A 14,740-nucleotide genomic window follows, 5' to 3' on the forward strand; every position below is an offset into this window, starting at 1 on the left:
TATGGCTTACGAAAAGCTGCTTTTTTACATCCTCACTGTGCCTTTTTTTGAAAGGGCAGAGCCAACCACTGGTGAGCTTATCAACCCACAGGCAGGTGCGCCATTCTTCTTGGCAACTGCCGCCACCACTATGGATTACGAAGTGGAGATGGTCATAACGTCTGAGGCTGGATTTCTGCTTATGAGGGATAATGCCAAAAAGGTTAAGGTAAGACCTGGTGTGGAGCAAACAGTTTATGATTTTATAAAGATGGCTAAGGAAGCAGGCGTGAAGATCTACCTTTGCGTGCCTTCTTTGGACCTAACAGATATCTATAAGAAAGAAGACGTAAACCCTGAACTGTGCGACGGTATAATAGGTGGTGCGGCCTTCTTGGACAAGCTTATGAGTGGCGAGTATGCGGTTATTACCCTATAATTTTTTTGGCGTATTTATAAGCAAATCTTTATATATTTATAAGCAAAACTTAATTGATTTTTTCGAAGTTTTTCATAAGTTTATAAAGCGTAGGAGGTTATGCTATGGATGGCCACAACTATGGATACAACCTACCCATTTCTGAAAAAACCAAAATGGTTCCTTGGGAGGAAAAGGTTAGGATCATAGAAGAGGTAAAATCAGATTTTAGGTTTAAGGAGTACATCTTTGGCTGTCTCAACTGTGGCGTATGCACCGCATCCTGTCCTTCCAATAGATTCTTTGATTATTCTCCAAGGGAAATAGTTCAGAGGTTTTTGGAAGACGACGTGGAAGTGCTATATGATATGATGCACGAATACATATGGGCATGCTCTCAGTGTTTTACCTGTTGGATTAGGTGTCCCTTTGTGAATAATCCAGGTGGATTAGTTGCCATAATGAGAGAGGTTGCTGTGCGGAATGCCTTTGAGGCTACAAAGGACCTTCTAAAACCTTACGGAAGGGTTCTTCTGAAGGTCATGACAACAGGAAACCAGCTCTCTGCGGACATGCTTCAGCCAGACTTCTTCCCGGACTGGGGTCCAAAGATGGCAGACAACATGGAAAACCTAAGAGCCAAAAGGCTTGCTATACCCTTTGACGTAGGAAAATCCGTCAAAACCGCATGGGAAGTTTCTCTGGAGACTGCCATAGAAATGTACACCATCTGGAGAGAAACTGGTATTTTTGAAATGCTTGAAAAACTTGACCCAAATCTGTACAACGTCATTATGGACATCGTAGAAGAAAACGAAGAAAGGTACGAAGAGCTCTATGGAGAAGAAGAGTAAGCTTACAAAAGGGTTTAAAGCCCAAAAAACTTAAGGAGGTGTTTATCATGGCACATGCCAAGTTAGAGTCTAAATGGGGTTACGTTAGCCGTGGGGGTATTCTCAGATACCCCGAAGAGCCACCCTTTCCCGTAAAGGAACACGACGCCCATTACGACCACATCTTTGAAATGATGGAAGAGCTGGAAGCAAAAGGAGAAATTCTCATACACAGGATCACAGAAGAACACAAGCCTATAGCGGTTTATACAAGGACTGGAAGGATAAAGCTTATTCCCACCAACAAACTTTGGCATCATAAGTCCTGTGGGCAATGTGGAAACATTCCCGGATATCCAGCGTCAATTTTCTGGTTTATGAACAAGTTTGGACTTGACTATCTAAACGAGCCACACCAAACCTCCTGCACCGCTTGGAACTATCACGGTTCTGGCACTTCTAACCCGGTAGCCCTTGCAGCAGTTTGGCTCAGAAACATGCACCAAGCTTGGAAAACAGGATACTATCCGCTCATTCACTGTGGAACTTCCTTTGGTTCTTACAAAGAAACTAGAGAACAGCTCATAATGAACAAAGAACTCAGAGATGCGGTAAAGCCTATTCTAAAGAAACTGGGAAGGCTCACTGAAGATGGAAGAATAGTCATTCCTCAGGAAATAGTTCATTACTCCGAGTGGGTCCATGCAATGCGTTACCACATAAAAGAGCTGTACGAAAAAGAAGGAAAGGCAAAAGGAATAGATGTTTCAAACGTGAGGGTTGCCATACACAACGCATGCCATACCTACAAAATGATCGCAGATGACTATCCTTATGATCCAGAGGTTTATAACGGTCAAAGACCTGCTGCATCTACCGCTGTGGTGAAAGCCTTAGGAGCACAAGTGGTGGATTACTCTACCTGGTATGACTGTTGTGGTTTTGGTTTCAGGCACATTCTAACAGAAAGAGAATTTACCAGGTCTATGGCTATTCAAAGAAAACTCAAAGTAATCGCAGAAGAGGTTAAGGCGGACCTGATAGTAACCCACGATACAGGATGCACCACTACCTTTGAAAAGAACCAATGGATAGGAAAAGCTCACGGGATGTATTACCCGGTAGCGGTTATGTCTGATGTTATGTTTGCAGCGTTGGCTTGTGGAGCACATCCGTTTAAAGTGGTCCAACTTTACTGGAACTGCTCTAATTATGAACCACTCCTTGAAAAGATGGGTATAACCAACTGGAGAGAGCTAAAGAAAGAGTGGGAAGACACGGTCAAGTACATAAGCGAGCTTGAAAAGGCTGGCAAATACGACGAGCTTATGGAATTCTTCAAGGAGTATGACCTTTACGAGCCTTACAGCAGAACTTCCACCGGAAAGCCGAAAGCTTCTGCCACTGCCAACATACCGCTGTTTAAGTCCTAAGCTTTTTTGGGGGCTATGCCCCCATTTTATAAACAACTTTTGGAGGTTTTGTTATGGCAAAGAGTGTATTGGTTATAGGTGGCGGTCCTGCAGGTTTGGGTGCAGCGAGGATTCTCGGAAGGCTTGGCATCCAAACCATCCTATTGGAAAAGGAAGACAGGCTGGGTGGTAACCCTGTGCTCAATCACTACCACACGCTAATACCCAGAAAGCTAAAGCCGGAGCAAGTGCTGGGTCCCTACATAAGGGAAGTGGAGAGCAATCCAAACGTGCAGGTGAAGTTAAGAACCGAACTAGAAGCCTGCGAAGGAGAACCCGGAAGCTACAGAGTCAAACTTTCCAACGGTGAAACTCACGAAGTGGGTGCAATAGTAGTTGCAACTGGTTTTGAACACTTTGACCCCAGAAGAAAGGGAGAGCTGGGATACGGACTTTATCCAGACGTGATAACCAACTTAGAGCTTGAGCAAATGTTCTCCAAAGAAGGAAGGCTTTACAGACCTTCCAACGGTCAGCTTCCAAAGAGGGTAGCCTTTGTGTTCTGCGTAGGTTCCAGGGATAGACAGCTTGGGGTAACGAACGTGCACTGCTGTAGATACGGTTGCGCTCTGTCTGGACTTCAGGCAATGGAGATAAGACAGCACTATCCAGATGTAGATGTTTTCTGCTATTACATGGATGTGAGGACCTACGGCACTTGGGAGTATCCTTTCTATTGGGCACCTCAAGAACAATACGGTGTTAGGTATGTCAGAGGTAGGATTGCAGAAATCACCTACAGCCCTGCGGACGGAAGGTTAAGGGTAAAGCATGAGGACACCATAGTTCAAAGACCCTCCGAGGTTCCCATGGACCTTGTGGTTCTCGTGCTTGGAATGGAACCTTCTGCAGGCACAAAGAAGGTTGCCAAGATCCTTGGACTCGCCCAGGACCCAGACAGCAAGTTCTTAATTCCTTCTGAAGAATCAGGCTCTAACATAATATCCAACAAGCCTGGTATATTTATAGCTGGAGCCTGTAAAGGTCCCATAGATATAGAATCTTCTCTCTCTGAGGGTGAAGCTGCAGGAGCAGAGGCTGCTGCGTTTCTTAATGCAAAGGTGACTGTATGAGAAAGGTTACTACCTTAGACGATTTTTTGGTAAGGGACTATTTGATAAAGATCTTAGGAGAAGGTGAGGAGTTTGTCCAAGAGTTTTACAAGGACCTCCTTGCCAAGTCCCTGTTTTTTCAAAAGACCCTCAGCAAGGAAAGGCTTGCTTCTTTGAGCAAGGAAGATCTGGACCAACTCTTAGAAAAGGTTTTTTCCGTAAGAAGGAAAAGGCAAAGGTTGATAGAGGAGACGGGTGTGGAGAATCTGAAGAGGGCAATAAGCGACCTGCTTTATGGAAAGGCAAACAGCTGGGAAGAAAGGGTGGAAAACTTTGTAAAGTCCATAAGGGGTGTGGATAGAAAAGCAGCCAAAGACCTGGCCTCTGAACTTTTGCACTTTACCTTCCCAGAAGATTACGTTCTTTGGACCAGTTGGATATGGGATCCAGAAAGCGAAAGTGGTGCGGTGGTCTTCTTAAAAGAGGAACCACCCAAAAGGCACATGTACGGAGAAACTTACGAGGAGTTTGAGCAGATCTACAAGCAAATTCAAGAAAAGCTCTTAGACTTTGGTATAAAAGTTAAAGGCTATCTGTTCGTAGATATCTTCCTTGCCATGATATACGCCACTTACGTTGATTACATGACTTTATCTACCATGCACAGTGCCAAGGGATTTTTCCCTCCCGCTGGCGTTATGGCAAGGAGGCTCCTGGGGGTCCAAAGACCAGAAAACATTAAGTTGGAGGTTTAAACATGGCTATACACGAAAGAAGCTTGGTAGAGCCAGAAAGAATTGTAAGGAAAGAAAGACTTGTTATTGACGGGGTGGATGTGTCAGGAGACTGGAACCTGATCATCCTCCCAAGAGTGATAAACGACTACGACCTTGACTTTGCAAAGGAGATAATGGAGTCTCCCGACGGAAAGACTATAGTTCAGTGTTATCAGTGTTCTTACTGCACCGCATCTTGCCCTGTGCACAACTATTGGGACGAAAGATACAACCCAAGACACTTTATATACTTGGCAAGGCTTGGGTTGATAGATGAGCTTCAAAAAAGGGCGGATGTAATGTGGAGATGTGTGTCCTGTCATAAGTGCACCCACAGGTGTCCAAAGGGTGTGCTTGTGGAAGAGGTGCTAAAGGTTATCCTAAGGGTTATGGCAAAGAAAGGACTCATTGACGAATATCCCTCCAAAAAGTTTGACAAGTTCTTCACAGAAAGCGTGCTTGAATATGGAAGGATAGAAGACGGAGAACTACTTTTTGGATGGATAGAAAAGCAAGGTTACAAAGTGGTTAAAGACCCAATCCTCAAAAAACCCATACCTTTTATGGGTGAAACTCCAGAGTGGTTAAAGCAATTGGTGTTAAAGCCCATAAAGTCTATGAATGTGGATTTTCTTATACTGAACGCAAAGCACATGCTCTTCCATCCAAGGACCAAAAACTGGAACAAATTCAAACAAGTTCTAAGAAAGGTTATGAAAGAAGAAGGAGTATTAACTTGAAGGAGGTTTAAAAATGGGTGTTATAGGAAAAAAAGTGGCGTATTATCCTGGCTGTTCCTTAGAAGGTGCAGCAAGGGCTTACGATGTTTCTACAAGAATAGTAGCAAAAGAGCTTGGTTTGGAACTGGATTATTTAGAGGATTACAACTGCTGTGGTGCTATGGAGTCAAAAAACGTAACCTTTATGGGAACCTTGCTCTTGAATGCCCGAAACATGTCTTTGGCAAGAAAGCAAGGGCATGATGTGATAGTGGCACCTTGCAATGGCTGTTCCTTCTCACTGCAAAGAACGGAATACTTCTTAGAAACTGACAGCAAAGTGTTTGAAAAGGTAAATGCTTTGCTGAAAGAAGGTGGAGTGGATCCATTGGACAAAATACCGCAAACCTATCACATTCTTGAGTGGTTCTACCACGAGGCAGGTCCCCAAAAGGTTAAGGAAAAAACCAAAAAACCACTCAGAGGTCTAAAGGTTGCTAACTATTACGGTTGTCTTTATACAAGACCGCACTTTTACGCAAGAACCTACGCCCACGCAGGAGGACAGGAAGAGGAAGCAAGACCCAGAAGGAGAGAAACTGCGGACGATGACGAACATCCATACTACATGAACGCCTTATTGGAAGCGGCAGGAGCTACCAGCGTACCCTTTGAGCCTATGCATACTCAGTGCTGTGGAGGACCTCACTCTCTGTCTGATGAGCAAGTTTCTGAAAAGTTTGTGATGATGATCCTTCAAACTGCTAAAAGGAATGGAGCGGATATAATAGCTACAGAATGTCCTCTGTGCCATGCTTCCTTGGAGATGTATAGACACAGGCTTATGATGAAGGGAGTGCCAGATGTGGATGTACCTGCGGCGTACTTTACTCAGCTTCTTGGCTTAGCTTTTGGATACAGCGCAAGTGACGTAAAGCTCAAAGACAACCTTTCTGATCCTCTTCCCGTGCTGAGAAGGTTAGGTTTGGCCTGAGGCTAAGATATGGAGAAGGAGTGGGAATACAACGGATGTATTATTCCACTTGATCTTTATTACGAGATAGAAACCCAAACTTGGTTAAGGGTAAACGAAGACGGAACGGTTACTATGGGCTTGACGGATGTGGGGCAAGTGCGCGCTGGGCGCTTGCTTCATGCCCGTATAAAGGACATAGGTAAGTTTATAAAAAAAGGCAAACCAGTTGCTTCCCTTGAAAGTGGCAAATGGGCTGGACCTATAAATGCCTTAGTGGAAGGGGAAGTGGTGGATAGGAACGAAAAGGTTTTGGAACAACCTGATATAATAAACTACGATCCATATGGCGAAGGTTGGATAGTTAGAATGAAGCCTGTGGATTTGGGAAGGGATTTAAAAGATTTGCTTTATGGACCTCAGGCAATAGAAAAGATGAAAGAATACATAGATGAATGGGATATAATCTGTATGAGGTGTACATAGATGGCAGCGAAGGACAAGCACGTCATACTTTTGGTATCCCAGTGGTGTGCTACTTGTCCGGATGCGGATGCTCTTTGGCAGAAGCTTCAAAAGGAGTACGGTTTTAAGTATGAGGTTTTGGATGTAGCCCAGCCTGAAGGTAGGATGTGGGCAAAGAAGCTTATGGTGCGCGCTGTGCCTTCCACAATAATAGACGGAAAGCTAACCTTTGTGGGTGTTCCTTCAGAAGAAGAAGCAAGGAGGGCAATAGAATCGTGAAGGTGATTATTCTAATGACCAGCGGACCAAAAACTCCCTGGAGATGTGCCTCCCCCTTTTACATAGCAGCTTTAATGGCTTCTAACGATGCGGATGTAGAGATGTTTTTTAACATGGATGGAACCAGGCTTTTAAAAAAAGGTGTGGCAGAGAAAATACTCCCTGCGGAACCAAATTGTCTTAGTCCCAACGGGAAAAAATTAAAAACTGTCTATGACTTTATGAAGGATGCTAAACAGGCAGGTGTTAAGTTTTATTCTTGCAAGCAAGCAATAGACTCTTTGGGATACAAACCCGAAGAGCTTATTCCAGAGCTGGACGGTATTGTGCCAGCCAGTGAGTTTGCCCTTAGGGCAATGGAGGCAGATAAAGTGCTAACATTTTAAAATCTTATAAAAGGAGGGTGTAGTATGGCAGTAGTTAATGGATGCAACATTCCAGAAGATTTGCTCTATGATGTAGACCCAGAGGCTAATGCCTTCACCTGGGCAAAGGACAACGGTGATGGCACCTATACCATAGGACTAACATCCATAGCCGCAGCAATGGCTGGAAGGTTGGTCGCTTACACACCCAAAAAGGTGGGTAAGGTCATAGAAAGACGCAAAAGCGTAGCGACCATAGAGAGCGGTAAATGGGTAGGGCCGGTTCCCACACCCTTAACTGGAGAGATCGTGGAAATCAACGAAGCTTTAAAAACAAACCCTGCTTTGGTAAACGATGACCCATACGGTCAAGGATGGATCGTTAAGATAAAGCCAACAAACCCGGATGAGATAAACAACCTTTTGACGGGACAAGCAGCGGTGGATGCTTTAACGAAGGTAGCCAACGAAAAGGGTATAAAGTGTGGATAAAACAGATGCAGGAGGGGATTGTTCCCCTCCTTGAAGACACAGGGTTAGATTACAACCTCTTGGAGCGTTTGCTTGAAGGTTTCAGAATAAGGGAAGAAAACTTTGGAAAGAAGATCCACTTTTACAGCCCAGGATTTAAACACTATCAGGTGGACGACTTTTACATAGAAACCACTCCTAAGTTTGTGGATGTTTCCATAACTGGAAGGAACTGTGAGTTAATGTGTGATCACTGCGCATCCAAAATTCTCTGGCACATGATACCCGCCACCACACCCGAAGAGTTAAAAAGAGTGGGAGAGGAGCTAAAGGCTAAAGGAGTAGATGGGATCCTCATATCCGGTGGTTCCAATAAAGACGGTGTTGTAGAACTTTATCCCTTCTTTAAGGCTATAGAATATCTAAAGAAAGAACTAAAACTTTTGACCACATGCCACGTTGGGTTGGTAGACAAAGCCTTGGCTGAAGGGCTAAAGGAAGCAGGGGTGGATGCGGTACTCATAGATATCATCGGAGACGACCGAACTATAAGAGAGGTTTATAAACTGCCCCACAAATCCACAAAGGACTACGAAGAGTCTTTGAGGCTTCTCAAAGAATACGGACACAGAATAGTCCCACACGTGATAATAGGATTGCATTACGGAAAGATATTGGGAGAGCAAAAGGCAATAGACATAATATCCCAATTTGACCCGGACGGTTTGGTTTTGGTGGTAGTTATGCCCTACTACGGAAAGGCAAAGTTTCAGCTTTTGCCCCCACCAAAGGCCGAAGAATGTGCAGACGTCATACTTTATGCGAGGAAAAAACTGCCCAAAACTCCCGTTGTGATAGGGTGTGCAAGACCTGCAGGACCTGAAAGGACAAAGCTTGATCTTTACTCCCTTTATGCTGGTGTAAACGGTATAACCTTCCCAGCGGAAGGCATTCTAACACACGCAAAACAGATTGGTTTAGAGCCTGTAATATCTCCAAACTGTTGCTCAACCGTAATATTTCCCATAAATTAATTTCAATGCGGATGAAGGTTTTTGATTTGGACACCGCAAGAGAAACCCTCGTTTTAATAAAGCCTATAGTAGAAGAGATAAACCTAAAAAGAATGGAGTTGGCCGAGACCTACGAAAGATTTCAAGAAGAGGAAGACGAGCTTGAAAAGATGTATCTTGAGTCCCACATAAAAGAGTTGAACAAGCTGATAGATTCTCTTTTTAGGAAGATAGAAGCTTTGGGAGGAGTAATAAAGGGTGTGGATCCAATATTGGTTGATTTTCTCAGCTATCACAAAAACAGATACATATGGCTATGTTGGAAGGAAGACGAGGAGACTATAATGTACTGGCATGAGCTAAATGAAGGATTTGCAGGAAGAAAACCTATAAGCCTCTTAGAGGAAGAAAATCTGTGGTAAAATTTACCTACCTCCAAGCGGGGGTAAGGAGGTATTGATATGAGAAAGATTTTAAGCTTTTTATTGATGCTTTTAGTTATTTCCCCTGTGGTTCCTTTTGCAAAAGAATCTAAAAATAACTCAAAGATATTACAGGAGAAAACACATAAGCATAAGGTTTCAAAGAAAAGTAAAAAAAAGAAGTTGGCTAAAAGGCAAAAGGTTAGGACAGCGCAGAACATAAACAAACCCAAGGAAGGCGAAATATTAAAGATAGAGGCTATGGTAAAGGACATAAATGAACAATAAGCAGTTAAAACTTATAGAAGAGCTAAAGTTAAAGCAAGGTGATACTTGGAGAGTCCTAAAGATAATGAGTGAATTTGTGGAGGGGTTTGATGCACTTTCAAAAGTTGGTCCTGCAATAACCTTTTTCGGAAGCTCACGCCTAACTCCAGACAGCCAGTATTACAAACATGCTTATAGAACCGCCTTTCTCTTAGGAAAATTAGGCTTTCACATAATAACAGGAGGTGGTCCTGGAATAATGGAGGCGGCAAACAGAGGAGCTTACGATGCAGGCACGCTATCTGTAGGACTGAACATCCAAATACCTACAGAGCAAAAACCTAACAAATATCAAAACCTTTCTTTAAAATTTGAATACTTCTTTGTGCGCAAGGTGATGCTACTTAAGTATTCCATGGCATATCTTATCTTTCCCGGTGGTTTTGGCACCTTTGACGAGCTCTTTGAGGCATTAACGCTAATACAAACAGGTAAAGTTTATAGGTTCCCCATAATCCTGTATGGAAGCCTTTTCTGGGATCCGCTCATAGATTATATGCAAAAAACTATGGTAAGCTTTGGTGTGATAGATAGGTCGGATATTGACCTTATATCCTTTGCAAACACACCGGAAGAAGCGGTTGAAATAATCAAAAGGGAAGCAGAAAAAAAGTTAAACCTTTTGAAAGAAGAAGACCCTTTGAACCCAATGGTGGAAAAACTTCATGCGATCTTAAAAAATGCGTAAGATATTACACATTTCAGACCTTCATGCAGGAAAGAGCTTAAACAAAATATCAAGAAACCCAGACCTAATATACGCTTTGAATCAGGTTTCCCAAATATGCAAAGAAGAAAAAGTAGAACTTTTGCTAATTTCCGGAGATATTTTTGACAAACCCATTCCAGATTACGATTCTGAATTTATAATCCTTGAATATTTGACGGAATGGAGCAGGAGCAATATTCAGGTTGTTTTAATATCTGGCAATCATGACAGTTATGATAAGTTAAAGGCATACAAAAACTTAGAAAAACTTGCAAAGGTGCGCATATTTGATAGACCAAATCCAAATGTATCCGAATCTGTATTTGTCTACGACAACATAGCAATAGCCTGTTTGCCATACCCAAGCGAAAGAATACTAACTAAGGGTTCGGAGGATACATACAGAAGCTATACCCAAAAAGTAGCTCAGTATCTAAGAGCGCTGGCAAAAGCTGTAGAAAACTACCAGTATAGAATCCTTTTATCTCATATTATGGTAGAAAAGGCAATAATAGCTGGCTCGGAAAGAGAAGCAAGCGTTAGTGAATTTTACGCCATAAGACCAGACCAAATACCAGAGGTGTTCGATTATGTAGCCCTTGGACATTTGCACATTCACCAAAGGATAAAGCAAGCAGTTCCCAAAACCTACTATGCTGGGAGTTTATACCAAATAGACTTTTCTGAAAAGGATAGGGAAAAGTTTGTAAATCTTGTCATCATAGAAGATAAGGATATAAAAGTTAAACCTATAAAGCTATCTTTGTATAGAGAACTTAAAGAGATAAAAATAGAAAAGTCTCAAAGCGTAGATCGGGCTTTGGAAGAATTAAAAAATAGAAACGCCATTTTCAAGGTAATCTTGGAAAGCGAACTAAATGATCCGATGTTAAACATAAAAGTCCAGCAAATTCATCAAATCTTGGGGGATAAACTGGCGTTTTTAAAGTTAGATTTTCCGGAGTATTTTCAGACAAACATCACAAAAGATACAGAAAGTTTAAATATACTGGACCTTTATAAAGCTTACTACAGGCATGCATACAAAACTGATATGCCAGAGAATTTAGAGAAAGAGTTGTTGAGTATTTTACAAAGGGTCCAGCATGAGGCCGATCAAGCTTGAGCTTGAAAACTTTACCGTATTTAAAGGGAAAAATACCATAGATTTTTCCGGTTTGAGGTTCTTCATCATTCAGGGAAGAACTGGCGCTGGGAAGACAAGCATAATAGACGCAATGTGCTATGCGCTTTACGGTAGAGTGCCAAGACACAGCAGAGAAAACATTCACGAAAACGTAATGTCAAAAGGAACAAACAGACTTAGAGTGTTTTTTGAGTTTTCTGTAAGAGGTAAAAATTACGCGGTGGAAAGGTTCGTAATAGGAGGAAGGCCAGGGGTAAGATTTTATGAAGGCGGAAAACAAAGAGATATAAGAATGAACGATATTCCACAAATCATAAAAAGAATATTAGGTGTAGATTATGATACCTTTACGAAGGTTATACTCTTACCACAAGGGCAATTTGACAGATTTTTAAAACCCGAAAGACCACAACAAAGAAGAGAAATACTAAACAAGCTTTTGGGGATGGATACACTGTTGCAAAAGCTAAGCGAAATAATAAGAGATACTAAGAGGCATATTGAGAACGAGCTGGCTCAAGTGGAAACAAGCTTAAACGAGCTAAGATATGCAACGGAGGGGGAGCTTGAGAGGATAGAAAAAGAAATAAAGCTCGTGGAAGATAAGCTAATGTTTCTGAACTCAAATAAGAAAGAACTGCAAGAAAGACTAAAGTTAGCCATACAGAGGGATGCTATAAAAAGAGAACTCTTTGAGTGTGAAAGGGAACTGGAAGTGCTACTTGAAAAAAAGCACGAAATTGAAAAGTTAAAGGAAGTGATCCAAGTTATGGAGGAGGCTTCTTTTTACGCTCCTTACGTGCAAAACTTCAAAAGGCTATCTGTAAGAGAGGAAGAGGAAAAAAGGAGACTAAAAGATTTAGAAATAAAGATGATTAGGCTAAGTCAAGAAAAAGAATTAAAGCAGAAAGAAAAAGAAATTTACGAAAAGGAGTGGAAAAACATAGACAAATACGATGCTCAGATAGAAAGTCTTGGAAAACAGATAGAAAACGTTAAGTCCGCACTTGAAAGAATAGAAGAGAAGAAAAGAAAAGAAAAGGAGTTAGAACAAATCTTGGAGAGATTAACAAAGATAAATCAGGAAATACTAACTCTGCAAGAAAGAATTAAAAAAGGTGAGCAGATTGTAAGGGAAAAGGAAGAGCACATTCAGACGTTGGAAGAACAACAGAAATTGTTTTTAGAATACGCACCTATAAAGTCAAAGCTTGATGATGTAAAAAAAGAAAGACAGATATTTGAAAAGGTCCTTAAAGAAAACGAAAACTTAGAACAAAACCTTGAGCAAGTAAGAATACAAATAAAACAGAAGGAAGAGGAGATTTTGGCGTTTAATGTTTATCAGATAAGACTTCATCTAAAAGAGGGAGATGTATGCCCTGTGTGTGGCAATGTGGTAGGAAAACTACCTATAGAGGAGGTTCAGGGGGATTATGAAAAGATCAAAAAGGAGTTGGAAAAACTTAAAGAACGTGAAATAGAATTGCTTGAGAAAAAGGCTAAACTTGAAAATCTACGCAATAACTTAAAGCGCAAGGAAGAGGAATTAGCCAATCTACTAATGGGAAAACAGGAGCAAGAGTTTGAAACGGAATATGAAAGGCTAAAAGGTGTTAGCGAGGAGTTAGAAAAGGAGAAAAGAATCTTAAAGCTTGCCAAAGAAAAACTTGAAAAGTTGAAAGAAGAGTTAAATGAAAAACTAAAAGAATACTCTTCTGAAGAGGCAAAGAAGGAAAGATTAAAGCTTGACATTTTAGAATTGGAAAAATACCTAAGGGACTCTGGCTCAGAACACTTAACGGTGCAACACTTGGAAGCCTTAGAATACAAACTTAAAAACCTAAGACAAAAAAGGGACGAAATAAGAAGGAAATACACAGAAATATCGGAAAAATTAAGGGAGATTGAACTAAAAGAACAGGAGTATATAACTATGCAATCTCAAATAGAGAGAAACATAGGAAGTATAAGGGAAGAGAAAGCAAAACTTTCTAAGGATCTTGAGCCTGCAATAAGGAAATTTAATAGCATACAAGAATTAGAAAAGTATATAAAGCCTAAGGAAGAAATAGAAGCACAAAAAAAGAAAGTGGAAGATTACGAAAATAAAGTTAGCTTACTTATGCAGAGATCAGCGGAACTCAAAGAAGAATTGAAAAATTACGAAAACATAGAGGATACAGAAAACATCAAATCAAAGCTTCAAGAAATTGAGAATGAACAAAATAGATACAACGTAGAGCTTGGGCATTTAAGAGAACAAAAGTTGAGGGTAGAAGAGGGAATAAAGAGAAAACAAGAACTAAGCAAACGCAAGGAAGAACTTGCGGTCAAAGAGCGTATTTATAGCATACTTGAGAGGGATTTTAGAGCAGACAGACTGCAGGAATTCATCAGTCAGATAATGCTTCAAAACATCGTAGGAAGGGCGAACTACTATATGCAAAAATTCACTTCAGGCGCTTATGAGTATGATATAGAAAATTCAGACATTGTGGTTATAGATAGGGTGTCTGGACACAAAAGAAGCGTAAGCACCTTAAGTGGGGGAGAAACCTTTTTGGCAAGTCTTTCCTTGGCTTTTGGCATAAGCGACGTGCTATCCCACAACGCACCCATAGAAAGTCTGTTTATTGATGAAGGTTTTGGAAGCTTAGACAAAGAAACCAGGGAAGAGCTTTCCCAGTTTTTTGAACTCATAAAGCTAAACACGGATAGGGTGGTAGGGATAATAAGTCATTTGGAAGATTTAGCTGAAAAGTTTGAACAAAGAATAGAGGTGATAAAGAGGGGGGACAGGTCTTTTATCAATGTGATAACATAAAATCTCTCAAATTTCACATACATTACACAATATTTGATTATCAATAGTTTAAAAGTATGACAAATATCATACTACTTAAGGCTTTAGACAGGCAAAAGCTTATCAATCAAAGAAAATTTAATTTTTCACTGTTAATATAATCTCCCTCTTTAAAAGTCTTGTTAATCTAGGCTCAAGTTGATTTTTCACACCCTATTTGTAAGTCTTAGAAAATCCATCACTTTTTTTGCCAAAATTTCACACCCTTTTTTCACAATTTCACACCTTCTGCAGTGACTAAAAGCGCCCCTTTGTAAGTTCTGTAATTTCCGACATTTTTTGAACAACTTTTTCACATCAACAAAAACAAGTATTGGTGCGGTTTTGAAAGAATTTTCACATTTCTGTTTGTAAGTATGGCTATTTCCGTAACTTTTTTCTTAAAAAATGTTTAGGCTTTTTCCTAACTTACAGCCAGACCTGTGAGATTGTGAAAATTGTTCCTAAGTGCTGG

17 protein-coding genes are annotated in these 14,740 nt (G+C 41.0%); all 17 read left to right on the top strand.

Annotated features, from left to right (window positions below; all coding sequences use genetic code 11):
- The first annotated feature begins 1 nt into the window (after position 1).
- Complete coding sequence (locus tag K217_RS0105815) at positions 2 to 418, top strand: DsrE family protein (RefSeq protein WP_029552185.1); 417 nt, start codon at positions 2 to 4, stop codon at positions 416 to 418.
- Between the two features lie 104 nt (positions 419 to 522).
- Positions 523 to 1,251: a 4Fe-4S dicluster domain-containing protein gene (locus tag K217_RS0105820; protein WP_038028131.1), complete on the top strand. Its 729-nt coding sequence runs from the start codon at positions 523 to 525 to the stop codon at positions 1,249 to 1,251.
- Between the two features lie 47 nt (positions 1,252 to 1,298).
- Complete coding sequence (locus K217_RS0105825; protein WP_029552187.1) at positions 1,299 to 2,663, top strand: heterodisulfide reductase-related iron-sulfur binding cluster; 1,365 nt, start codon at positions 1,299 to 1,301, stop codon at positions 2,661 to 2,663.
- Between the two features lie 53 nt (positions 2,664 to 2,716).
- Positions 2,717 to 3,775: an FAD-dependent oxidoreductase gene (locus tag K217_RS0105830; protein ID WP_029552188.1), complete on the top strand. Its 1,059-nt coding sequence runs from the start codon at positions 2,717 to 2,719 to the stop codon at positions 3,773 to 3,775.
- Positions 3,772 to 4,509 carry a hypothetical protein gene (locus K217_RS0105835; protein WP_029552189.1) on the top strand — a complete coding sequence of 246 codons (738 nt, stop codon included), beginning with the start codon at positions 3,772 to 3,774 and terminating at the stop codon, positions 4,507 to 4,509. Before K217_RS0105830 ends, K217_RS0105835 begins: the two co-directional genes overlap by 4 nt.
- A gap of 2 nt (positions 4,510 to 4,511) precedes the next feature.
- Positions 4,512 to 5,270, top strand: coding sequence for a 4Fe-4S dicluster domain-containing protein (locus K217_RS0105840; protein WP_029552190.1), 759 nt, complete (start codon positions 4,512 to 4,514; stop codon positions 5,268 to 5,270).
- 13 nt (positions 5,271 to 5,283) lie between these two features.
- Positions 5,284 to 6,243 (top strand): CoB--CoM heterodisulfide reductase iron-sulfur subunit B family protein, encoded by a 960-nt coding sequence (locus tag K217_RS0105845; RefSeq protein ID WP_029552191.1) that lies wholly within the window; start codon positions 5,284 to 5,286, stop codon positions 6,241 to 6,243.
- Positions 6,244 to 6,252: 9 nt separating this feature from the next.
- Positions 6,253 to 6,708, top strand: coding sequence for a glycine cleavage system protein H (gene gcvH / locus K217_RS0105850; RefSeq protein ID WP_029552192.1), 456 nt, complete (start codon positions 6,253 to 6,255; stop codon positions 6,706 to 6,708).
- Positions 6,709 to 6,966, top strand: a complete 258-nt coding sequence (locus K217_RS0105855; RefSeq protein ID WP_029552193.1) for a thioredoxin family protein — start codon at positions 6,709 to 6,711, stop codon at positions 6,964 to 6,966.
- Complete coding sequence (locus K217_RS0105860; RefSeq protein WP_029552194.1) at positions 6,963 to 7,352, top strand: DsrE family protein; 390 nt, start codon at positions 6,963 to 6,965, stop codon at positions 7,350 to 7,352. Before K217_RS0105855 ends, K217_RS0105860 begins: the two co-directional genes overlap by 4 nt.
- 24 nt (positions 7,353 to 7,376) lie before the next feature.
- Positions 7,377 to 7,823 carry a glycine cleavage system protein H gene (gene gcvH / locus K217_RS0105865; protein WP_029552195.1) on the top strand — a complete coding sequence of 149 codons (447 nt, stop codon included), beginning with the start codon at positions 7,377 to 7,379 and terminating at the stop codon, positions 7,821 to 7,823.
- A 5-nt stretch (positions 7,824 to 7,828) separates the two neighbouring features.
- Entirely contained in the window at positions 7,829 to 8,836 is a 1,008-nt protein-coding gene (locus tag K217_RS0105870; protein WP_029552196.1) for a radical SAM protein, read from the top strand.
- Positions 8,837 to 8,841: 5 nt separating this feature from the next.
- On the top strand, positions 8,842 to 9,237 hold the full coding sequence (locus tag K217_RS0105875; protein ID WP_231476996.1) for a DUF2203 domain-containing protein: 396 nt from the start codon (positions 8,842 to 8,844) through the stop codon (positions 9,235 to 9,237).
- 39 nt (positions 9,238 to 9,276) lie between these two features.
- Entirely contained in the window at positions 9,277 to 9,525 is a 249-nt protein-coding gene (locus tag K217_RS0105880; protein WP_029552198.1) for a hypothetical protein, read from the top strand.
- Positions 9,515 to 10,252: an LOG family protein gene (locus K217_RS0105885; RefSeq protein ID WP_029552199.1), complete on the top strand. Its 738-nt coding sequence runs from the start codon at positions 9,515 to 9,517 to the stop codon at positions 10,250 to 10,252. The genes K217_RS0105880 and K217_RS0105885 overlap by 11 nt, the downstream gene beginning before the upstream one ends.
- Entirely contained in the window at positions 10,245 to 11,399 is a 1,155-nt protein-coding gene (locus K217_RS0105890; protein WP_029552200.1) for a metallophosphoesterase family protein, read from the top strand. The genes K217_RS0105885 and K217_RS0105890 overlap by 8 nt, the downstream gene beginning before the upstream one ends.
- On the top strand, positions 11,380 to 14,247 hold the full coding sequence (locus tag K217_RS0105895; protein ID WP_029552201.1) for an AAA family ATPase: 2,868 nt from the start codon (positions 11,380 to 11,382) through the stop codon (positions 14,245 to 14,247). Before K217_RS0105890 ends, K217_RS0105895 begins: the two co-directional genes overlap by 20 nt.
- Positions 14,248 to 14,740: the final 493 nt, after the last annotated feature.

Origin of the sequence: Thermocrinis jamiesonii, assembly GCF_000702425.1 — a bacterium.
Classification (GTDB): Bacteria; Aquificota; Aquificia; order Aquificales; family Aquificaceae; genus Thermocrinis; species Thermocrinis jamiesonii.

What these genes read in the sequence shown, in the direction of transcription:
- K217_RS0105820 (WP_038028131.1), top strand. Translation starts at nt 523, where the DNA reads ATGGATGGCCACAACTATGGATACAACCTACCCATTTCTGAAAAAACC.
- gcvH (WP_029552192.1), top strand. Translation starts at nt 6,253, where the DNA reads ATGGAGAAGGAGTGGGAATACAACGGATGTATTATTCCACTTGATCTT.
- K217_RS0105845 (WP_029552191.1), top strand. Translation starts at nt 5,284, where the DNA reads ATGGGTGTTATAGGAAAAAAAGTGGCGTATTATCCTGGCTGTTCCTTA.
- K217_RS0105870 (WP_029552196.1), top strand. Translation starts at nt 7,829, where the DNA reads ATGCAGGAGGGGATTGTTCCCCTCCTTGAAGACACAGGGTTAGATTAC.
- K217_RS0105885 (WP_029552199.1), top strand. Translation starts at nt 9,515, where the DNA reads ATGAACAATAAGCAGTTAAAACTTATAGAAGAGCTAAAGTTAAAGCAA.
- K217_RS0105835 (WP_029552189.1), top strand. Translation starts at nt 3,772, where the DNA reads ATGAGAAAGGTTACTACCTTAGACGATTTTTTGGTAAGGGACTATTTG.
- K217_RS0105815 (WP_029552185.1), top strand. Translation starts at nt 2, where the DNA reads ATGGCTTACGAAAAGCTGCTTTTTTACATCCTCACTGTGCCTTTTTTT.
- gcvH (WP_029552195.1), top strand. Translation starts at nt 7,377, where the DNA reads ATGGCAGTAGTTAATGGATGCAACATTCCAGAAGATTTGCTCTATGAT.
- K217_RS0105890 (WP_029552200.1), top strand. Translation starts at nt 10,245, where the DNA reads ATGCGTAAGATATTACACATTTCAGACCTTCATGCAGGAAAGAGCTTA.
- K217_RS0105825 (WP_029552187.1), top strand. Translation starts at nt 1,299, where the DNA reads ATGGCACATGCCAAGTTAGAGTCTAAATGGGGTTACGTTAGCCGTGGG.
- K217_RS0105880 (WP_029552198.1), top strand. Translation starts at nt 9,277, where the DNA reads ATGAGAAAGATTTTAAGCTTTTTATTGATGCTTTTAGTTATTTCCCCT.
- K217_RS0105840 (WP_029552190.1), top strand. Translation starts at nt 4,512, where the DNA reads ATGGCTATACACGAAAGAAGCTTGGTAGAGCCAGAAAGAATTGTAAGG.
- K217_RS0105855 (WP_029552193.1), top strand. Translation starts at nt 6,709, where the DNA reads ATGGCAGCGAAGGACAAGCACGTCATACTTTTGGTATCCCAGTGGTGT.
- K217_RS0105830 (WP_029552188.1), top strand. Translation starts at nt 2,717, where the DNA reads ATGGCAAAGAGTGTATTGGTTATAGGTGGCGGTCCTGCAGGTTTGGGT.
- K217_RS0105895 (WP_029552201.1), top strand. Translation starts at nt 11,380, where the DNA reads ATGAGGCCGATCAAGCTTGAGCTTGAAAACTTTACCGTATTTAAAGGG.
- K217_RS0105875 (WP_231476996.1), top strand. Translation starts at nt 8,842, where the DNA reads ATGCGGATGAAGGTTTTTGATTTGGACACCGCAAGAGAAACCCTCGTT.